We start from the raw sequence: 19,075 nt of genomic DNA, 5'->3' as shown, positions 1-19,075 counted from the left end.
CTCGTAGAAGTCCTCTACTTTTGCTTCGCGGCAAAGAAGGCGCTGACTTTTCCCAGGAACTCGACCTCGGCCTTCAACCGCTCATTTTCGGCCAGTGCCTTCCGGTGCTCGTCCCACGGCACCGGCCCCCGTTCTTCAGGCAGGACCGGTGCGGCGCCCTGGTGGCTTTCTCGATGCCGGTGAAGCCAGTTCCCCAGCGTGCTTTCCTTCACCCCGATCTCCTCGGCGACCTGTTTCACCGACCGGTTCGTGGACAAAACAAGCCGCACAGCATCCTCACGGAAAGCCGCATCGTATTTTCTTCTGGGCGTGGTCATCTGAACTGAAGCTCCCATCAAGCTGTCTCACAAAACCATACGACCGCACCGGCCTATGTTCTCTCATGGAACTCCCATTGAGGTTCGACGGCGGCACTAGCCACGCGCCGTCGTCGTACGTCATCCGTCAGATTTCTTACGCTCCCTCCGCGCGAGATCAAACTTATTGGAGGCGCCGGTTTTCCGCAGGAGGCTGGAAATGTGCGAACTCACCGTTTTCTCGCTGATAAACAACGATTCAGCAATCTCCCTGTAGGTTCTGCCTGCAACGACATAGTCGAGGATGGTTGCCTCGCGTGCCGTCAACCCATGGCGGTTGCTGACTTCAGGGTTGGGCCGCGTGATGGGCGTTAGCGAGATCTTGGCTTGGTCAGCGAGTTGCTCCAAAGCCCTCTGCACGGGAACGGCTTGAAGATCGCGCGCCAGTTGAAGTCCCCTGCGGAGGATCTGCGAGGCTTGGGCCTTGGCGCTGTGGCCCTGCAGGAGGAGCGCTTCGGCGGCGCGTTGGCATGCATAGGCATGTTCCCAAGCCAGGGAAGCGTTCCTGCACGCATTGGCAGTGTGAATCCAGGCATCAGCATTGCCGTGATCTCCGCGTGCACGGCCCACTTCCGCGGCATAGAGGCTTTCGAAGGCAAATACTTGGCGTTGGTACAGCTCCGATTGTTCTCCAGGCTCGTTGAAAACATGAGGAAAGCGCTCCTCCAGTTGGACCACTTCGGAAAGCAACCCAGCTGTTGGTTTTCCTTCGTATTTAGCCTTTTGCATGAGATCGGCGAGAGCCCTGGCCGCCAAGGGCAGCAACCACTCGCACATTGTAGGTGGTGGTCCGGGGCGCAGGGCGCCAGTCATGGCAGCTTCGAGCGAGGCCTCCGGCTGGCCGGCAAGAGCATGGACCTCTGAACGGATCGCCGCGAAGTTGAGGTTGAGATAGGCCTCAGTGTTGCCATTCACTTCTTCAGCGCGGGCTAAATGGACAAAAGCATCCTGCGTCCGCCCTTGCAAGGCATCCAGCCGTGCCGCCGTCAATCGGGCGCTCACATCCCCCATAGGGCCAGGGTCCAGCCTGATGGCGATCCGCAAGGCTGCCTGGGCCTGGCGCCAAGAACCGATGCCGAGGAAGCTGGCCGCTTCGTCCGCTGCGAGCTTGGAGATGTAGGAGTGGGGAGCCTCGTGCCTGGCCAATTCCTCCCGGGCAATGTGAAGAACGTCCGCGTACTCTTGGCTGATCCAGCTCTCCTGCGAGTTGGCAAGCCAAGCAACGGCATGGAGGTACCCCCAGTAATCCCTGGCCAGGAGCGCCTCGTCCGCTGCAGCCTTGGCCAGGTTGAAGGCCTCCTCCGGGTGCTTGGCGAAGAGCTCCACCATTGAGGCGGCTGTCAGCGCGTAGGACATGGCTATGGGGTTTTTCGTCAGGCGGGCAAGCGTAAGCGCCTGTGCCGCGCTTTCGGCTCCGCCAGCGCGATCAAGCCACAGTGCGGCGTGCGTACGCTCTGCTAAAGCCAACGCATACTGCCAGCTTTGAGGATCAGCTGCCGAAAGCTGAACCGCCCGTTCCATCGCCGCCACGTCAAAGAAGGACCTTCCTGTGGACATGGACAGATGCATCCGCCTCACCAGCCAAGCAGCCGTTTCCAAGGTTTCGGCCGCGGGTTCGGTGAGCGAGATCAATGACTCCAAAGCCTCAAGTTCAGCTGTCTGGTCACCGGAACGGAATGCGGCGTTCCTCACCTGGCCCCAAAGTTCACGGAGAATCTCCGGCACCATGCCCGCTTTGTCCGTGAGCTCCACCGCCCGACGGAACATTCGCAGGGCATCACCCCAGTTTCCGAGGTGGACATATTCCGTGGCTGCACGAACGGTCCATTGATAGGCGGACGCCCATCGTTCAGCGTGGTAGTGGTGTTCGGCCAAGGAGGCGATCGTCCCGGAAGTACGCTGTGGTCCCAATGACAAGGAGCTCTCATAAGCATCGGCAAAAGCTGAATGCCAAGAGCGCCGCTCCTCGCCGTCCATGCCCTGCTCGAGCATCTCCGCGATGAGTGGATGGTGAAACCAGTAAGTGCCGTCTGGCAGCAGGTCCACGATCCCCGCGGTCGCAGCTGCCTGCAGCATAGGCAAAACTGTTTCCTGGGCGATAGTTCCCCTGGCAACCGTGCGTAGTTCAGCAGCGTCTACCGATCGTCCCGCAATAGCCAGAATCCGAGTCAGTTGTTGCGCAGCTTTAGGTAGGCCCTTCCAGGATCTGAGGACGGCACCCCTCAGATCCGGCGGAAAGCCGTCCTCGAACCGCCTGCCGTTCGCTCTCATGCCCTCGATCAGGAGGCGGGTGAAGTAAGGGTTTCCGGCGGAGTGTGCGTACACATCCGTAACCAGGGACTGGGACGGAGGCACACCCAGCAGCCGGGAGATTTGGGTAGCAGTTGCCGGCCTGTCCAGAGGCCGAAGTGTCACGAGTTCCACGCTCGGCAGCCGGCGGATGTCCGTCATCCATCGCTCAAGAGGCTGGTTTTCCGTCGGGATGTCCGAACGGACAGTGGCCACAATGCCCAACGAACGGTCTGCGGGCCCTGCGATGAGGAACATCAGGATATCCAGTGTTTGTGGGTCGGACCACTGAAGATCATCGATCACCAGGAGCACGGGTCTGGAACTGCTGAGCGTGGTCAGCCACTCGTCAACGAAAAGCGGACTGTCCACCCGTGCTTCGACCATTGCGTTACTGCTGAAGGGCACTGGCGTCCCCAGCTGGGCTGCACCGTGGAAGGCCGAACGAAGGGCTTGAAATGGCACTTTAAGTGTCGTCAGCGGCAGTGCTGCCCCACTGAGAACAAGTACATCCAGGGAAGCCGTGGCACAGATCTGCCCTACCAATGCCGTCTTGCCTACACCCGCGTCGCCGGACACGATAAACGTCCTGGACGCTCCAGCGCGCACGGCGTCGACCATACCCTCGAGTTCAGCCAGTTCATCCTCCCGGCCCACCAGAGCAGGTCCGTTGGATTTGGCCCTAGTAGCCACCGTTCAAGCTTCGCACCTTGCTGACCCATGGGGTAGATCCGAGGGTATTTGCGGTGATTTTAAGGGTGAAGTCCGGATGCCCCGGTATGAGGGCACGACGCAGAGTGAAGTTACCCACAAGCACCACTCAAAGGAACCTTGCCATGCGTGAACCTGTTAGCCCAGTCCGGCGTCTTTGCCTCGCCCTACTCTTTGTCCCGTTCGTTTTTCTGTCCCAAGGGCAGGCAACCGCGGACGTCCCCGAGGACAAAACCCCCACAATCTACGTCAACTGCCTCCTCGAACGGATCGGCACGCAACTTGTTCGCTGCGATAACCTCACCGGCGCCGGCGTAGACGCGCCGTATTGGATCCCGGAGCAAAAGTAATCCCATCCATGGATCAGCGGCAGGACGTGAGAGAAGAACCGGCAAAACACCGCAGGACGTGAGAGAAGAACCGGGGGTCAGGACGCGAACTGCTTCTTGAGCTCCACCTTGCGAATCTTCCCGCTGGCAGTCCGCGGCATTTCCTCAACGAAAACCACGGACTTGGGGATCTTGTAGCGGGCAAGCCGTCCTTCAAGATGCGAGCGCAGCTGCTCCTCGGTCAGGGAAGCACCTTCCAGCAGTGTCACGATGGCGCGGGGAACCTCGCCCCATTTGGGGTCGGCAACCCCAATGACCGCAACACTTCCCACCTCCGGGAGTTCCGCGATCACGGCTTCCACTTCGGCCGGATAGATGTTCTCGCCCCCGGAAATGATCATGTCCTTGATGCGGTCCGAGACGAACAAGAAGCCTTCGTCGTCCTGGAAGCCCATGTCCCCTGAACGGAACCACAGCGAATCAGAGTAACTATCAGCCGTGGCTTCAGGCCTGTTCCAATACTCTTTGATGACATTTGGCCCGGAAATCTGGATCTCCCCCACTGCACCGGGAAGAGCGAGCCCACCCATCGGGTCGGCAATCCGGACGTCGGTGAAGAAGTGCGGCAGGCCTGCGGAACCGGCTTTCTCCTTGGACCTCGAGGCTGGGAGCATCGTGGCGCCTGGGGCAGTCTCGGTCATGCCGTAGCAACTCGTGAAACCAATGCCCCGCTCCTCATACGCGTCCAACACGCGCTGTGGAACAGCAGACCCTCCACAGGTGAGCTTGTCCAGGGAAGTGAGGTCCGCCGTCGACCATTCGGGATGGTCGCAGAGCATCTGGAACGTGGTGGGCACGCCATTGAGCGTGGTGACTTTGTGCTGCCCGATCAGCTTGAGGACGCGGCCGGCGTCGAACTTGGTTTCGAGCACCACTGTGGCACCTTTGAGCAGCATCGGCAGCAGGCCCATATCCAGGGAGGCAACGTGAAACAGGGGTGAAATCATCAGCGCGACGTCGTTCTTGCTCAGGTCCATGTCCACCACGGTGTTGAAACAGTTCCACGTGATGTTCCCGTGCGTGAGGAGTGCGCCTTTGGGCTTGCCCGTGGTTCCGGAGGTGTAGAGGATCATCGCCGGGTCGTCCAGGCTCACGGCTACATCAAGCAGAGTCCCGGCTGCCGCTGAAAGTACCTCGTCATAACTTTCGACGCCGGATGGCGGCTTGACCGCGGCAGCTTGGGTTCCGGCGTCGGGCAGCACTACAAGCCGGTGTGTCACCGCAGTGTCCTCCACCGAGGCAGCGGCCACCGCTTCAAGCGCCCCGGCGCTGATCAGGACCCGTGCTCCTGAATCCTGAAGTTGGAACTGCAGCTCAGGGGCGGCGAGGCGGGTGTTCAGCGGGACGAAAATCGCACCGAGCAGCCCGCAGGCGAAGAAGGTCTCAACAAACGACGAATGGTTCTCACCGAGGTAGGCCACCCTGTCGCCCATGACCACACCTCTTTCGTTCAGGGCGTTGGCGAGGCAATCGGTGCGGTCGGCGAGCTCCGTGTAACTCAGAATGCGATCCCCGGAAACGAGGGCCGTTTTGGGACCCGACTTGGCACGGCGACGGTGCAGCCAGGATCCAACTCCGTTGTTGTCCATGGTGCGGTGCTCCTAACTGACCGAGGTGAGGTCGTTGTTCTTAGATTCCCGCGTTAGCAGGATGAACACAATCGAGACGAGCGACATGACGGAGAGGAAGACCACCACGGGGAGAATGCTCTGTGCAGAATCCTTGTAAAGGCCAGCCACGATGCCCGGGGTGAAACCCGCACCGATCAAGGTCGCCAACTGGTAGCCGACGGCGGCACCCGTGTATCTGTTGGTGGTTCCGAACTGCTCGGAGACGAATGCTGCAAGTGGCCCGTACAGGGACGAGTGCAGAATGAGTGCCACCGTAAAAGCCAGGAAGATCAAGGCGATGTTGCCGGAGCTGAGCATGCCGAACATCGGGAACAGGTAGAGGATAAAGAGTGTCAACCCTGTGACCATGATTGGCCTGCGCCCGAAGCGGTCCGACATTCTGCCGCCCAGGAGCACAAACACGATGGAGATGGCGGAGGCTCCTGCGAAGGCATAAAGAACGCCTTGCTGCGGTGCGCCCTTGGAGACTGCATATGTGATCGAGAAGGTAGGCAGCACAACTTGGAGGCCGAAGCCGGCGGCACCTGCGAACATGATCATGATGAGGGCCTTCGGGCGACGCAGCACTTCCAGCAACGGGATCTTGCGTTTGGTGCTTTGGGCCCCCTCCTTGGCCACGGCTTCAGCAAAGATGGGGCTCTCGGAGACCCGCAGCCGCACGAACATGCCGACGATCAGCAGCACGAAGGACAACAGGAATGGCACGCGCCACCCCCATGCCAGGAACGCATCCTGCGGAAGCGCCGAGAAGATACCCATGACCATAGTGCCCAGTACCGCCCCTGTTGGCGCGCCCGCGTTGACGAACGATGCTGCGAAGCCGCGCCGCTTGGGGTCGGAGTGTTCCAACGCCATCAGCGCAGCCCCACCCCATTCACCGCCGACGGCGATACCTTGGCACACGCGCAGGACCACCAGGATCACAGCTCCCCACGGACCTATGATGCTCGCGCCAGGGATCAGGCCGATCAGGGTAGAGGCGATGCCCATCATCGCCATGGAGACGATGAGCATTCCCTTCCGGCCGATCCGGTCTCCGAAGTGGCCGAAGATGATGCCACCCACGGGCCGCGCAACATAGCCGGCGGCGAAAGTAGCGTAGGCGGCTACGACGCCAACCCACTCATCAGTGCCCGCGAAGAAGACTTTGGGGAAAGCGACCGCAGCGGCAGTTGCGTACAGCAGGAAGTCGTAGAACTCGATGGTGCTGCCCAGATAGCTGGACAAAATGACCGTACGCGCTTCTTTGCGCTTCGCGGCCGTGCTCGGAGTGGCGAGTGCAATGTGTCCTGACATGGCTGTTCCTTGGGAGAGGAGGGGTGGGTCTATTGAAAGGGGTTTACTTGTAGAAGCGGGCCAGGAATTCGGCTACGACGGCGGGGCGTTCCTGGCCTTCGATCTCGATGGTGGCGTTGACTTTGATCTGGGCGCCGCCCTTGACTTCGGTGACCTCGCCGATGCTGCCGTTCATGCGGACCTTCGAGCCGACCTTCACCGGTGAAGTGAAGCGGACCTTGTCCAGGCCGTAGTTCACTTTGGTGGTGACGCCGTCGACGTCGAAAAGCTCACCCCAGAACGGGATGATCAGGGACAAAGTGAGGAATCCATGGGCGATCGGGGCGCCGAAGGGGCCATCCTTGGCGCGCTCAGGATCGACGTGGATCCACTGCTGATCGTCGGTGGCGTCGGCGAACAGGCTGATCTGCTGCTGGGTGATCTCGCGGTAATCGGTAGCGCCGAGATCCTTTCCCGACATAGTAAGCAGGGTGTCGAAATCGACGACGAGATTGGGCATTGTTGCCTCCTTGGTGAGGTGTCTGTTGGTTGAGGTGTCTGTTAGTGCGTAAAGGCGCTGACGCCGGTAAGGGCGCGGCCGACGATGAGGGCGTTGATATCGTGGGTGCCCTCGTAGGAATAGACGGCTTCCGCATCGGCGTGGAAACGCGCGACGTCGGCGGCGAGCGTGATGCCGTTACCGCCCACCACTTCGCGGGCCAACGCGACGGTTTCGCGCATCATCAGGCTGGTCTGCATCTTTGCCAAGGCCGAGTCCTGGTCCCTGTACATACCGAGGGCTTGCTGTTCGGTCAACCGGATCACGAGCGAGATGGACGCCGTGATATTGCCCAGCATCCTGGCAAGCTTTTCCTGGATCAGCTGGAAGGAGCCTAGGGAACGGCCGAACTGTTGACGTTCGTTGACGTAGGCCAACGCTGCTTCGAACGCTCCGGCTTGGATGCCGGTGGCGATCCACGCAACATCCGAACGCATAGCCCGGAGCATGGCGGCGACGTCCTTAAACGAGTTCACGTTCTGCAGGCGCATGGCCTCAGGAACCCGCACGCGTTCGAGGGTAATGTGTGCGTTCTGCATCATTCTCAGCGCCGTCTTGCCATGGATCTTCTCCACGGTGACGCCTGGCGCGGCCCGGTCCACGAGGAACGACTTGATCTGCCCATCTGCGATGTCACGGGCGAACACGCACAGCATGTCAGCTGTGGAGGCTCCCCCGATCCACCGCTTGACCCCGTCCAGAACCCAATAGCCGCCGTCGTCAGCTCCGCCATCGGGGCCAGCGCCGCCGTCGGCGACTGCTTCGAAACGGGCTGTAGTGGAGAGTCCGCCGGCGATGTCCGAGCCGTGGTCCGGTTCGGTCAGGGAGAACACGCCTTTGAGCGAGAAGTCGATGACCTTGGGTAGCCATTCGCGCTGCTGCTCCTCAGAGGCACCCACTTGGATCGCGGTTCGGAAGAGCCCAGCCTGGGCCGTGTACCACGTGGCCAACGAAGCGTCCGAACGTGCGAGCTCGAAGATCCGGAAGCCGTGGTAGATCCCACGCGCAGGCGACGCAAAAGGTTCCATGAGGTTCAGGTCGATCAGGGGCTGCGCCAACTGCTCCGGGAACTCGCCCCGTTCCCAATACTCAGCCAGCAGGGGCTTGGCCTCGATGTCCAGGAAGTCCCGCAACAGGGATAGCACCTGACGCTCGTCAGCAGACAACAGTGACTCGGCGTCATACCAGTCCGCTGCGGAGTAGAGCCGCTGTTCCACAGCACTCGCAGTCATCTCAGCCATCCAGCCCGAGCAGCCGGACTGCATTGCCCTTGAGGACCTTCGGACGGACCTCGTCCTTCAGGGGCAGGTCAGCGAATGCTCCGAGCCATTTTTGCGGGGTGATCAGCGGGAAGTCCGTGCCGAAAAGCACCTTGTCCTGCAGCACTGAGTTCGAGGCCTTCACCAGCGACTCCGGGAAGTATTTGGGCGACCACCCGGAAAGGTCGATGAACACGTTGGACTTGTGCGTCGCAATCGAGTTCGCCTCCTCCTGCCACGGCACCGAGGGGTGGGCCATGATGATCGGCAGGCCAGGGAAGTCCGCGGCCACAGAGTCGAGCAGCAGCGGATTCGAGAATGCCAACTTGATGCCATACCCGCCGGGGAGCCCCGCGCCCATGCCGTTCTGCCCGGTATGGAAAATACAGGGCAGCCCAAGTTCCTGGAGCGTTTCCCACAGCGGGTAGAACTGTTCACTGGACGGATCGAAGCCCTGCAACGAGGGGTGGAACTTGAAACCGCGGGCGCCAAGCTCAATGGCCTGATGCTTCGCACCGGTGATCGCATCCTCCCCCGTACGGGGGTCCACGCTGCCGAACGGAATCAGCACATCATTGTTCCGGGCAGCACCGGCAATCAGTTCCGGGATGCTGTTGGGCTCATGCTTGAGCTGGGTCCGTGCGTCGACCGTAAAGACGACGGCGGCCATGTTCAGTTCGCGGTACACCTCCGCTATCCGGTCCAGGGACGGTGTTCGATCCTCGGACTTGAAGTACTTCGCCGACGCCTCAGTCAGCGCGTCCGGCAGGGATCCGTGCCCGCAACTGTCCACCTCCACATGGACGTGCATGTCGATCGCATCCACCGTGGATGCGTCGATGCCAAGTTCGTAACGGTCGGCCATGATCAGCGGGGCCCTAAGCAGTTACAGCCGCAGGCTCGGGCTGGAGTTCTTCAGGCAGCGGCAGGAATTCCTCCCCGTAGCTCTGCAGGACGTCCGCTCCAAAGAGGGACCCCGCGTTTTCGCGGAGCGCCTCATAGCTCCAACCGCCGTCGCGGTATTTGGTGCTGGCCGCCGTCGGGTGCGTCCAGACCTGCAGCCGGTCACCGCCGGCGCCGATCGCCTGCCCGGTAATCCCGGAAGCTTCGTCCGAGGCGAGGAAGGCAATAAGCCCAGCGACGTCGTCGGCGGTGCCGAATCCGAGGTCGTGACGGAAGAAGGACGGCATGGCCTCGCCGCGTTCCTCGGCCTCCACGGCCTTCTGGAAGTAGGGAACTGTCTTGGTCATTGCAGTCGCCGCCACAGGGATCACGCTGTTCACTGTGACTCCCGCCTTTTTCATTTCAAGGGCCCACGTCCGGACCATGCCCACGATCCCGGCCTTGGCCGCGGCGTAGTTGGTCTGGCCGAAGTTCCCTCGCTGGCCCGTGGGTGAACCAATGGTGACGATGCGGCCCGAAACGTTGTTTTCCTTGAAGTACGCGAACGCCTCACGCACACACGTGAACGTGCCCTTCAAGTGGACGTTGATGACCAGGTCGAAGTCCTCGTCGGTCATCTTCAACAGGCTCTTGTCCCGCAGGATGCCAGCGTTGGTGACCAGGATGTCCAGCCGTCCAAAGGCCTCAACAGCTCCAGCGACCAGCGCCTTCGCAGCATCCGTGGTGCCCACCGGAACCACGACGGCGGTGGCCCGGCCGCCGTCGGCCTCAATCAGCGCCACTGCTTCTGCGGCAGTCTCAGCGTTCACGTCATTGACCACGACGGCGGCACCCTGGCGGGCGAGTTCACGTGCGTAAGCGAGTCCAAGACCCTGTCCGCTCCCCGTGACGATTGCAACCTTGCCGTTCAAGCTCATGGCGTGCTCCTTCGCATGCTGTAACCGGCCGGAGCCGGTGGGGCCGATCCCACTACCCCGTGAGATCCTTGTCATGATCAATGAGATTACGGATCATTGAAAAAGTCAACGATTGTTTTTATTTATTATTGGAGTTGTCATGGGCCCGCAAAGCACCAACGTCGAAACACCGCGCCTCGCGGCAGCGAAGATTGGGAACGACGTCGGCCTGCTGCTCGCCAAGCTCCACGCCACAGGGTCAGTCCTGAATAACCGTGCGCTCAGCGACTTTGGACTGCGGGAAAGGTCCTTTTCAGTACTGACGCTCGCCTGCAGCGGACTCGAACCGACCCAGCGCGAACTCGCCGATTTCCTCAGCCTGGACCCCAGTCAGGTTGTGAGCCTCGTGGACGATCTGGAGCACCGGGGCCTGGTTGAGCGCGCGCAGGGAAAACAAGACAGGCGCGCCAAGATCATCGTCTCCACAGCCGAGGGCCGTCGGATCCACACGAAGGCCCGCGCCGCCCTTGAGGTATGCGAGCAAACCCAACTCGCCCCGTTAAGCGAAGAGGAGAACGCTCAACTCAGGGCACTGCTGAAGAAGGCTCTGTGGGGCTAGTTCCAGTCCGGGCATCGTCAAAGTGAGCGAATAATGCTCATGGCATTATCGACCCCGGTGGTTGTAATAGCGACCATTAGTCGGGCCATAGGCTGAATGACGCCAGCATAGACATGTGCACAGCCTTCCGAAGCGCTGGTAGGCAACCGTCCATTTCGCGGCGTTGGAGTATATGTCAGGATCAAAGTTCACATCCTGTCACCCGGAATGGACCATGAATCTCCCACTCTTCCACGACCCCCTCCAGGGCCGCGTCACCGTCGACGCACCCGTTCGTGATCCAAGGATTGGACGCGATGGCGTGTTCCGTCCCGAAGCCCGTACACGCATTTCTCCCCGCGCCACGCGACCCTCCCCCCACGCAGCCAAGTCGACGCGGAACACCAGACAGCGCGAAGTAGCCAAGGTTGCCGAAGACCTCCAGGCTTTGATTGCCAGGGCCGCCATCCAATCCTAAATAGGTGGTAACTGGCGCCGCCCGCCAGGAATAGATCCCACCCGGATGGGTACAGATACGGGCATACCCTTCGTAATCCATGCCGATCCTGACGGCAGGAGGTGTGCTGTGAGCAGGAGATCATCCGAGCATTGGGCGTGGCCTCTGGACACCCCCGACACGGTGGCTGTGGACGTGCTCATCCCTACCTGCAACCGCCCGGCCGAAGTGGCGGTTGCACTTGCCGGGTTGGCTGCACAATCCGAACCCTCCTTTAGCGTGGTGGTCAGCGACCAATCCGCCGACACTCCGGACTGGGAACATCCTGCCGTTGCTGGAATGGTTCGTGTGCTGCAGGCGCAGGGGCGGCCGGTCAGACTGCTCCGCCATATGCCACGGCGCGGGCTGGCTGAGCATCGGCAGTTTCTGCTGGAGCAGTCCACAGCGGATCGGTGCCTGTTTCTTGACGACGACGTGTGGCTCGAACCGGGAGTGCTTGAGCGGTTGAACCACGCATTGGATGAGCTGGGCTGCGGTTTCGTGGGCATGGCACCGCAGGGGCTCTCGTATCTGGATGACAGGAGACCCGAGGAGACCGCCGCATTTGAGCGATGGGAGGGTCCCGTAACCGCGGAGCTGGTACGGCCCGACACTCCGGGTTTTGGCCGCTGGCCTCTTCATAATGCCGCGAACCTGAGCCACCTCAGCGCCGATCTTTCCCTGACTCCAGGCGAATGGGTGCCCTACAGGGTGGCTTGGCTTGGGGGATGCGTCCTTTACAACAAGCAGGCTCTGCTGGATTCGGGAGGCTTCACATTCTGGCCTAAGCTTCCCGCCGACCACGCTGGCGAGGATGTGGTGGCGCAGTGGCAAGTGATGGAGAGGTACGGGGGCGCAGGAATTCTTCCCTCGGGCGCCGTCCATTTGGAGTCGCCCACCACGGTGAAGGACCGCCGTGTAGAGGCTTACGACGTAGTGCTTGGCGTCCGACCCGACGCATGACATGACCCGGCAAGAGCGTTCACGAGGACTAGCATCCAGAGCATGAGTATCCGCATCGGTACCTCCGGCTGGAGCTACGACCACTGGGAAAACGTGCTCTACCCACCGGGCCTGCCCACGGCCAAGCGCCTGGCGCATTACGTGGCGCGTTTTGACACGGTTGAGCTCAACGCAAGTTTTTACCGCTGGCCACGGGACACCGCGTTCAAAAGCTGGCACGATCGCCTGCCTGCTGGATTTGCGATGTCGGTCAAGGCACCTCGCGGTCTCACGCATGGGAAAAAGCTGTACAGCCCTGAGGTGTGGGTGGAACGCATTACCCGCTGCTGGCATGAGCTGGGTGACAAACGAGCCGTGCTGCTTGTCCAGCTTCCTCCTGATTTTGCCCGTGATGATGCCCGCCTCGACTACTTCCTGGCAGCCCTACCCCGCTGGATTCGCGTGGCGGTGGAGTTCCGGCACGAAAGCTGGAACCACCCTGACGTATACGGATTACTTGAACGCCACGAGGCCGCCTACTGCATCATGAGCGGCGCCCATCTGCCCTGCATCCTCCGCGCTACCGCGCCGTTCGTTTACGTCCGGCTTCACGGACCAGATCCTGAGCACCTCTATGGCGGCTCGTATTCGGAGGAGGATCTTCGCTGGTGGGCGGATCGGATCCGTGAGTGGAACGGCTCGGGCAAGGACGTGTACGCCTATTTCAACAACGACGGCGGTGGTAACGCCGTGCGCAATGCCGACACTTTGCGATGGCTGCTTGGGATCGGCTGACTCGCTAAGGGTGAGCCAGCCGCCCGTCCTAGCTCAGGCGACCTCGCACAATCTCGCTGACGGTCTTGCCGTCGAAGCGTCCTGCAACCTTGGCAGTGACCGGCTTCATGACGGCGCCTATAGAACGCATTGAGAGTTCCTGCCCTTCGGCTTTCAAGGCCGCGATGGCTTCGTCGACGATGCCTTCCACTTCTTCGCGACTTAGCGGCTTGGGGAGGTACGCCTCGATGATTTCAGCCTCAGCAACTTCCGCGGCTGCCCTGCCTGCTTCCCCGGCTTCGGTGTAGATGCGTGCGGTATCCCGGCGCTTGGCAGCTTCCTTTTGAAGCAGTGACGTAACCTGCGCGTCGTCCAACTCGATGGGTGTTTTGCCCGACTTCTCCCGGGTGGTGATCTCCCCCAGCACGTTCCGCACGGTGGTGAGCGCTGTCTTGTTGCCCGCCTTCATGTGCCCTACGACGTCTGCTTTGAGGCGGTCTTTCAGTGACATTGTGCTCCTTGAGTGGGGTTCCTACTTGCCATCGTAGTCAGTCCTCAAGGTCGACGGTGGCCGGAATGACCGTTCGGAAAATTTTCCTTGCGGAGCATTTAGTAAGCATGCTTAGCTTGTTGTGCCGCTGGATTTCCTGGAAGGAACCGGCTGGCTCACCGATCGCACCGAGGAGCCTTAGCGCTACATGGGAGGGACAACCATGCATCTAAACGAAAGGGAGCGCAGGGTGCTGCAGCAACTCGAACGGGAACTTTTCATCCAGGACCCGGACTTGGCCCGTCAACTGGAAACAGGAATCCCCGCGCGCCGCCCTTATGAACCCCAGGCCCGCCACGTCTTTGGAGTGGCACTTGGCGTGCTGCTGATGCTGTTGGCCATACCGATTAGTCCGTCCCCCTTGGGATACTGCGGCTTCCTTCTGATGGCGTGGGGCTTAGTGGCGCATCACATTCACAAGTCCCGTTACATCCCCGGCTGAGCCTATTCCTTTTCCAGGCCCGCATCGGTTGATGGAGCCGGACGTACTTCGGGAAGAGTCAGCCCGGAGAGTTCCTTCTCAGTTGGGCCACTGACCACCACCTGCGCGGGGCTGTGCAGGAGGTACCCGTTGAGCCAGGAAAACAGGGCACGGACCTTCTGCTGTACCCCGGACAACAGGGCCAAGTGAACCAGGAGCCAGGACAAGAAAGCGAAAAGGCCCTGCAACTGGATTCGCTTGCGGCCGAGTTCTGCCACAGCAGCACCACGTCCAACCATGGCCATATAGCCTTTGTCGACGTAGTGGAAGGGAGTACGGCTACCCCCAGTAAGGTCGGCGAGGATGTTGCTGGCTGCCCATTTTCCGGCCTGTTGGGCCACGGAGCCGAGCTGGGGCAACTTTGCGCCTGTGGAATCGGTGATGTTCGCTGCATCCCCAATTACGTACACGCCATCCACGTCCGGGGCAGTCAGGTCTGGGCGAACATCCACACGTCCACCTTTCCCCTGCGTCAGCCCGGAATTGGCGATGAGATCCCCGGCTTTCAACCCGCCTGCCCATACAACGATCTGCGCCGGGACGAAGCTTCCATCTGCCAAAGCCACACCATCGCTTCGCACCTCGGTAACGCCCACCCCCATGTGCAACTGGACGCCCACCTTCTGAAGACGTTCGGTGGCGTAGCGCTGGGACTTCGTGGAAAACATGTTCAACACACTCGGAACCATATCCACCAGGTGCACGCGGCAGCGCGCAGCGAGCTCTGGCGAGAAGTATTTGTGGACCATATATTTCACGTTTTCAGCCATGGCCCCGGCAGTTTCCACGCCAGTCGGACCTCCTCCGACCACTACGACATCCACAAGACTCTCAGTGCTTCGGTCGGCCTGATCAAGTAGCCGCGTAATGGCCGTACCCAGCCTGGTGGCGTCCGTAACGGAGTACAGCGGGAAAGCGTGTTGCTCGGCGCCGGGGGTGTTGAAGAAATTGGGAACGGCACCTACCGCAATGACCAGGATCTCCGCCCGCAAAGTCACGCCATCGGCTGTGGTGACTGACCGTTGCGCAGCATCAATAGAGGCAATGCTCGCAGTCAGGACTTTAACGGTCTTGTAGCGGCGGAAAACGGAGCGCAGTGGGCGCGTAATGGCTGAAACCCCAATCTGGGATGTAGCCAATTGATAAAGGAGCGGTTGGAACTGATGGTAGTTATTCGAGTCAATCAGCAGGACGCGTACGCCCTTCCGGCCTAGTTTTTTGGCTGCCGCAACACCTGCAAATCCGGCACCCACAACGATGACTTGGTATGTGTCCTCCATGCCAGCAACTTACTTCACCATGGCGCCCGGCAACAGGGCTGCCGGGTGCCCTGATGTTCACCATGCTCGACGCCGGGTTGTCGGCCCACGCTGGGGCGGCAGCTCGCCGTCGTGCGTTTATTCTCTGGTCCCGTGGGTACGCAGTGGGTAGTGTTCTGCATTCAGCAAGGCGCGCGAAGGAGTTGGTTTTCTTGAACGACGACGGCCTGACAGAGGCGGTACAGGAGGCCGGAGCTGTTGAATTGCTGCTGGTCCGGCATGGAGAAAGCGAAGGCAACGTGGCCGCGACGGAAGCTCGCCTGGCGGGGGCTGAGGTCATTGACGTCCCCGCCAGGGACCCGGACGTCAACCTCTCGGGTACAGGCCAGGATCAGGCCAAGGCGCTGGGAACGGCGCTGGCCAGGATTCCGGAGGAGCTCCGTCCGGACACGGTAGTCTCCTCCCCCTATGCGCGCGCCCTTCAGACAGCGGAAATTGCCGTCCAAACAGCTGGCTGGCCCCTGAAAGTCCATACGGATGAACGCCTGCGGGACCGGGAATTGGGCATTTTGGACAGACTTACCCGCATAGGTGTGGAAACGCGTTACGCCGACGAGGCAGAACGTCGCCTTTGGCTGGGCAAGCTGTACTATCGGCCCCCGGGAGGTGAATCCTGGGCTGACGTCGCGCTTCGCCTGCGGTCCGTCCTGGACGAGCTGAACAGTCTGGGACAGGGACACCGCGTGATGCTCGTTTGCCATGATGCGGTGATCCTGCTGGTCCGATACGTCCTGGAGGGGATGTCCGAGCGGGAGATCCTGGACCTCGCGGCCAGTGCAACTGTGCTCAACGCCTCGATTACCCGGTACGTGCGCCCGTCTGGGGCTGGGCCGTGGACGCTCGAGAGCTTCAACGTGGCCGACCACCTCACCGAACAGGGCGTCACGGTTACAGAGCATGCCGGAGATGCCAGTGTCCACCCACAGTGATTCCAACGGCACCAGCGGTCCGACGCCAGTCACGCCGTCGCTTCTGCGCGATTGGCCGCTCCCTGCTCCTGGGGAAGATAAGTACTCTCGCGGCGCTGTGCTGATCATCGGCGGGGCGCGAACCACTCCAGGCGCCACCATCTTGGCCGGCATCGCCGCCCTGCGCGCCGGGGCGGGAAAGATTACCCTGGCTGTCGCCGAGTCCGTGGCCGTGCAGGTGGGAGTAGCTTTCCCGGAGTGCGGAGCGGTGGGCTTGCCGGAGACTGCCGATGGTTCCGTTACCGGTGAGGGTTTGGACCTGATCTCAAGGTATTTGGAAAGGGAAGATGCCGTGTTGGTCGGGCCCGGCCTGGATGATTCAGATCTGGCCGGGGAATTGCTCACCAGGTTGTTGGAGCGGGAGGAGCTTGGAGGCGAAGGGCCCGCCATTGTCCTCGACGCCTACGCCCTCGGCGGGCTGGTGAAGATAAAGGAGAGGCTGGAACCTTGGCGGGGCCGACTGATTCTCACCCCTAATCCGACAGAGGCCGGGATCCTGCTGGGACGGGACGTAAACCACCTGGAAAATGACGTTGCCGCCGTCGCCGAACAGTACGGCGCGGTGGTGAGCTGCCAGGGCATGATTGCACGTCCGTCTGGGGACACGCCTGGGGAGCCCGAACTTTGGAAGATCACCACCGGGTACGGAGGCTTGGGTACCTCAGGCAGTGGAGATGTACTGGCCGGCGCCATCACCGGTCTCCGGGCGCGTGGAACCAGCGACGCACAGGCTGCCTGCTGGGGAACCCACCTCCACGCCGCCGCGGCCGACCGCTTGGCCAGCAAGCTTGGCCCGCTCGGATTCCTTGCACGCGAACTCGCCGACGAATTGCCCGCCCTGATGCTGGAGCTCAACACCTGAAACGTTGAGCCTCACAGGATCTAAGCAGGCTTCAGAAGTTCATGTTCCACAACTGCCCTGCGGGAGAGCGTCTTGTAGCCCTCTTGCTCGAACAACACGGTGATGACGTCGTCCTCATGCCTCATCACCAGTCCCGGACCCCATTCCTTGTGAATCACAGCGGATTGCAGCGGGAATGGATCGCTTTCGCCCACACGCTTTTCGTCTCCGCGCTCTTCCTCTCTGCTGTTGAAATCATTGCCGGCGTTGGAAGCAGCGGTGCACGCATCACAATTGCCGCACGGCTCCGAAAGTTCCTCACCGAAATAACCCAGCAGGAACTGCCGGCGGCAACTGTCCGTCTCCGCGTACGCACGCATCATGGTGAGCCGGGACTGGTCGACGCGCTGTCGGGCCTCGGCCAGTTCGACGGCGCGGGCTACGAGCGCCGAAAGTTTGGCTTTGGATGCCAGCCGAATGCCGCGCTTGCCTGTGGTGACAGCGCCGGCTTCCTCCAACTGGTTGACGAGCCCGGTGACGCGTCGGACAGGGAATCCGGTCAACTCCGCGAGCGCGCCCTTGGGGGCGGGAGCGCCTGCGGCTTTCAGGATCTTCAGTACTGCCAGGAGCGAATCCGGGTCCGGTGAATGCGTACCGAAGAACTTCCGCAGGCCAAGATCCTCTTCGCGGTAATGCAGTGTGGCGATGGCCGGTTTCCCGTCGCGTCCGGAACGGCCGATTTCCTGGTAATAGGCATCCAATGATTCCGGAATGTCAGCATGGACGACGAACCGCACATTGGGTTTGTTGATACCCATGCCGAAAGCGGTTGTCGCAACCACGACGTCCAGTTGATCGTCCAGGAACTGCTCATGGATGCGCTCCCGGTCAGCATCCGACCGGCCCGCGTGGTATGCCTCGGCGCGGAGCCCTTCCTTTGCCAGTTTGGCGGCGTACTTTTCGGTGTCCTTGCGGGTGGCGGCGTACAGGAGCCCCCGCTCGCCTCCCTTGGCCAGAGTGACAACTTGCTCCAAGACTGCTTTTCGCTTGCCTTTGTCTTCTTGGTGGCGGACCACGTCAAGGCTGATGTTGGGCCGGTCAAAGCCACGGACCAGGACCAGCGGATCTTTCATCCCCAGCCGTTCAAGAATCTCATCGCGAACGGGCGGTGAGGCTGTAGCGGTAAGGGCTGCCGCCGGGGGGTTTCCCAACCGTTCGCGGACATTTCCCAGGTCGAGGTAGTCGGGGCGGAAATCATGACCCCAGGAAGAGACGCAGTGGGCCTCGTCCACCACGAACATCGTGATGTCCAGTTTGGCAATGCGGTCCACAGTCTCCTGTTTGGCCAACTGCTCCGGGGCAAGAAACAGGAAAGTCGCTTTGCCCGACTCCGCTGCCTCCCAGGCGTCCTCCACCTCCGAGTCACTACGGGAGGAGTTGATGGCTACAGCAACGCCGTCACCCAACTGCCCGTTCAGCCCATCCAGCTGGTCCTCCTGCAAAGCAATCAACGGAGAAACCACGACGGCGGGGCGTCCCGTTTGGTTGTAGAGGTACATGGCTGCTACTTGGTAGGTGGCTGATTTACCGTACCCAGTGGGCATGACGGCCAGGACGTCGCGGCCGGATGCGAGGGCATTCATGGCCGCGAGTTGACCGTCTCGCAGCCTATGCAGGGAAAAGGAAGACGCCGCAAGGGCGCCCAGGTCTGGATCATCGGACATTGGAAAACGACTCCGCACAGTGGGTGTTGCGGCCGCTTGCTTCAGCCGAGGTAACCAGACTAACGCGGGCCGGGACCCGCCGTCGTGCGCTTCTTCCTGCATGTGGATAACTCT

Annotated in this window: 19 protein-coding genes; 8 read left to right on the top strand and 11 right to left on the bottom strand. The window is 61.2% G+C overall.

The genetic code is table 11. The features are described 5' to 3' along the window. Positions 1–14 precede the first annotated feature (14 nt). Positions 15–317 carry a transposase gene (locus tag AB4Z15_RS24210; RefSeq protein WP_442019285.1) on the bottom strand — a complete coding sequence of 101 codons (303 nt, stop codon included), beginning with the start codon at positions 315–317 and terminating at the stop codon, positions 15–17. 120 nt (positions 318–437) lie between these two features. Continuing rightward, positions 438–3,338, bottom strand: a complete 2,901-nt coding sequence (locus tag AB4Z15_RS24205; RefSeq protein ID WP_442019284.1) for a helix-turn-helix transcriptional regulator — start codon at positions 3,336–3,338, stop codon at positions 438–440. A 143-nt stretch (positions 3,339–3,481) separates the two neighbouring features. On the opposite strand from AB4Z15_RS24205, the gene AB4Z15_RS24200 reads away from it, so the two are divergent. Next, the gene (locus AB4Z15_RS24200; RefSeq protein WP_442019283.1) at positions 3,482–3,706 is read left to right on the top strand and encodes a hypothetical protein; all 225 of its coding nucleotides are present in this window, start codon (positions 3,482–3,484) and stop codon (positions 3,704–3,706) included. 77 nt (positions 3,707–3,783) lie between these two features. Here the strand turns inward: AB4Z15_RS24200 and AB4Z15_RS24195 are convergent, their stop codons facing one another. From AB4Z15_RS24195 to AB4Z15_RS24170, 6 genes are read right to left on the bottom strand one after another with little or no spacing between them, the layout of a single operon-like run. Further along, positions 3,784–5,334 carry an acyl-CoA synthetase gene (locus AB4Z15_RS24195; RefSeq protein ID WP_442019282.1) on the bottom strand — a complete coding sequence of 517 codons (1,551 nt, stop codon included), beginning with the start codon at positions 5,332–5,334 and terminating at the stop codon, positions 3,784–3,786. A gap of 12 nt (positions 5,335–5,346) precedes the next feature. Then, positions 5,347–6,672, bottom strand: coding sequence for an MFS transporter (locus tag AB4Z15_RS24190; protein ID WP_442019281.1), 1,326 nt, complete (start codon positions 6,670–6,672; stop codon positions 5,347–5,349). A 43-nt stretch (positions 6,673–6,715) separates the two neighbouring features. After that, a complete protein-coding gene (locus AB4Z15_RS24185; protein WP_442019280.1) occupies positions 6,716–7,171 on the bottom strand; it encodes a MaoC family dehydratase in 456 nt (151 codons plus the stop codon). A 41-nt stretch (positions 7,172–7,212) separates the two neighbouring features. Then, on the bottom strand, positions 7,213–8,442 hold the full coding sequence (locus AB4Z15_RS24180) for an acyl-CoA dehydrogenase family protein (RefSeq protein WP_442019279.1): 1,230 nt from the start codon (positions 8,440–8,442) through the stop codon (positions 7,213–7,215). Between the two features lies 1 nt (position 8,443). Continuing rightward, entirely contained in the window at positions 8,444–9,334 is an 891-nt protein-coding gene (locus AB4Z15_RS24175; protein ID WP_442019278.1) for an amidohydrolase family protein, read from the bottom strand. 13 nt (positions 9,335–9,347) lie between these two features. Beyond that, positions 9,348–10,289, bottom strand: coding sequence for an SDR family NAD(P)-dependent oxidoreductase (locus AB4Z15_RS24170; protein WP_442006877.1), 942 nt, complete (start codon positions 10,287–10,289; stop codon positions 9,348–9,350). 139 nt (positions 10,290–10,428) lie between these two features. Here AB4Z15_RS24170 and AB4Z15_RS24165 point away from each other — a divergent pair, with 139 nt between their 5' ends. From AB4Z15_RS24165 to AB4Z15_RS24150, 4 genes are all read left to right on the top strand, one after another. After that, complete coding sequence (locus AB4Z15_RS24165) at positions 10,429–10,887, top strand: MarR family winged helix-turn-helix transcriptional regulator (RefSeq protein ID WP_442006876.1); 459 nt, start codon at positions 10,429–10,431, stop codon at positions 10,885–10,887. 214 nt (positions 10,888–11,101) lie between these two features. Beyond that, positions 11,102–11,344 carry a hypothetical protein gene (locus tag AB4Z15_RS24160; RefSeq protein WP_442019277.1) on the top strand — a complete coding sequence of 81 codons (243 nt, stop codon included), beginning with the start codon at positions 11,102–11,104 and terminating at the stop codon, positions 11,342–11,344. A gap of 108 nt (positions 11,345–11,452) precedes the next feature. Further along, a complete protein-coding gene (locus tag AB4Z15_RS24155) occupies positions 11,453–12,325 on the top strand; it encodes a glycosyltransferase (protein ID WP_442019276.1) in 873 nt (290 codons plus the stop codon). 42 nt (positions 12,326–12,367) lie between these two features. Beyond that, complete coding sequence (locus AB4Z15_RS24150) at positions 12,368–13,099, top strand: DUF72 domain-containing protein (protein WP_442019275.1); 732 nt, start codon at positions 12,368–12,370, stop codon at positions 13,097–13,099. Positions 13,100–13,127: 28 nt separating this feature from the next. On the opposite strand, the gene AB4Z15_RS24145 is transcribed toward AB4Z15_RS24150, so the two are convergent. Continuing rightward, complete coding sequence (locus AB4Z15_RS24145) at positions 13,128–13,589, bottom strand: GatB/YqeY domain-containing protein (protein WP_442006872.1); 462 nt, start codon at positions 13,587–13,589, stop codon at positions 13,128–13,130. 202 nt (positions 13,590–13,791) lie between these two features. On the opposite strand from AB4Z15_RS24145, the gene AB4Z15_RS24140 reads away from it, so the two are divergent. Beyond that, the gene (locus AB4Z15_RS24140) at positions 13,792–14,070 is read left to right on the top strand and encodes a DUF3040 domain-containing protein (RefSeq protein ID WP_442006871.1); all 279 of its coding nucleotides are present in this window, start codon (positions 13,792–13,794) and stop codon (positions 14,068–14,070) included. A gap of 2 nt (positions 14,071–14,072) precedes the next feature. Here AB4Z15_RS24140 and AB4Z15_RS24135 read toward each other — a convergent pair whose 3' ends face one another. After that, complete coding sequence (locus AB4Z15_RS24135; RefSeq protein WP_442019274.1) at positions 14,073–15,389, bottom strand: NAD(P)/FAD-dependent oxidoreductase; 1,317 nt, start codon at positions 15,387–15,389, stop codon at positions 14,073–14,075. Positions 15,390–15,571: 182 nt separating this feature from the next. On the opposite strand from AB4Z15_RS24135, the gene AB4Z15_RS24130 reads away from it, so the two are divergent. After that, complete coding sequence (locus AB4Z15_RS24130) at positions 15,572–16,357, top strand: histidine phosphatase family protein (protein WP_442019286.1); 786 nt, start codon at positions 15,572–15,574, stop codon at positions 16,355–16,357. After that, entirely contained in the window at positions 16,335–17,258 is a 924-nt protein-coding gene (locus AB4Z15_RS24125) for an NAD(P)H-hydrate dehydratase (RefSeq protein ID WP_442019273.1), read from the top strand. Before AB4Z15_RS24130 ends, AB4Z15_RS24125 begins: the two co-directional genes overlap by 23 nt. 20 nt (positions 17,259–17,278) lie before the next feature. Here the strand turns inward: AB4Z15_RS24125 and AB4Z15_RS24120 are convergent, their stop codons facing one another. Then, a complete protein-coding gene (locus AB4Z15_RS24120; protein WP_442019272.1) occupies positions 17,279–18,961 on the bottom strand; it encodes a RecQ family ATP-dependent DNA helicase in 1,683 nt (560 codons plus the stop codon). Positions 18,962–19,075: the final 114 nt, after the last annotated feature.

The sequence above is a fragment of the Paenarthrobacter sp. 2TAF44 genome (assembly GCF_052114885.1).
Lineage (GTDB): Bacteria > Actinomycetota > Actinomycetes > Actinomycetales > Micrococcaceae > Arthrobacter.
Note: the sequence above shows the minus strand (reverse complement) of the source record. Positions and strands in the feature narration are given on the sequence as shown.

Bases quoted from the DNA above. Each gene is read 5' to 3' on its own strand.
- AB4Z15_RS24210 (WP_442019285.1), bottom strand. From the start codon at position 317: ATGACCACGCCCAGAAGAAAATACGATGCGGCTTTCCGTGAGGATGCT.
- AB4Z15_RS24200 (WP_442019283.1), top strand. From the start codon at position 3,482: ATGCGTGAACCTGTTAGCCCAGTCCGGCGTCTTTGCCTCGCCCTACTC.
- AB4Z15_RS24195 (WP_442019282.1), bottom strand. From the start codon at position 5,334: ATGGACAACAACGGAGTTGGATCCTGGCTGCACCGTCGCCGTGCCAAG.
- AB4Z15_RS24190 (WP_442019281.1), bottom strand. From the start codon at position 6,672: ATGTCAGGACACATTGCACTCGCCACTCCGAGCACGGCCGCGAAGCGC.
- AB4Z15_RS24185 (WP_442019280.1), bottom strand. From the start codon at position 7,171: ATGCCCAATCTCGTCGTCGATTTCGACACCCTGCTTACTATGTCGGGA.
- AB4Z15_RS24180 (WP_442019279.1), bottom strand. From the start codon at position 8,442: ATGACTGCGAGTGCTGTGGAACAGCGGCTCTACTCCGCAGCGGACTGG.
- AB4Z15_RS24175 (WP_442019278.1), bottom strand. From the start codon at position 9,334: ATGGCCGACCGTTACGAACTTGGCATCGACGCATCCACGGTGGATGCG.
- AB4Z15_RS24170 (WP_442006877.1), bottom strand. From the start codon at position 10,289: ATGAGCTTGAACGGCAAGGTTGCAATCGTCACGGGGAGCGGACAGGGT.
- AB4Z15_RS24165 (WP_442006876.1), top strand. From the start codon at position 10,429: ATGGGCCCGCAAAGCACCAACGTCGAAACACCGCGCCTCGCGGCAGCG.
- AB4Z15_RS24160 (WP_442019277.1), top strand. From the start codon at position 11,102: ATGAATCTCCCACTCTTCCACGACCCCCTCCAGGGCCGCGTCACCGTC.
- AB4Z15_RS24150 (WP_442019275.1), top strand. From the start codon at position 12,368: ATGAGTATCCGCATCGGTACCTCCGGCTGGAGCTACGACCACTGGGAA.
- AB4Z15_RS24145 (WP_442006872.1), bottom strand. From the start codon at position 13,589: ATGTCACTGAAAGACCGCCTCAAAGCAGACGTCGTAGGGCACATGAAG.
- AB4Z15_RS24140 (WP_442006871.1), top strand. From the start codon at position 13,792: ATGCATCTAAACGAAAGGGAGCGCAGGGTGCTGCAGCAACTCGAACGG.
- AB4Z15_RS24135 (WP_442019274.1), bottom strand. From the start codon at position 15,389: ATGGAGGACACATACCAAGTCATCGTTGTGGGTGCCGGATTTGCAGGT.
- AB4Z15_RS24125 (WP_442019273.1), top strand. From the start codon at position 16,335: ATGCCAGTGTCCACCCACAGTGATTCCAACGGCACCAGCGGTCCGACG.
- AB4Z15_RS24120 (WP_442019272.1), bottom strand. From the start codon at position 18,961: ATGTCCGATGATCCAGACCTGGGCGCCCTTGCGGCGTCTTCCTTTTCC.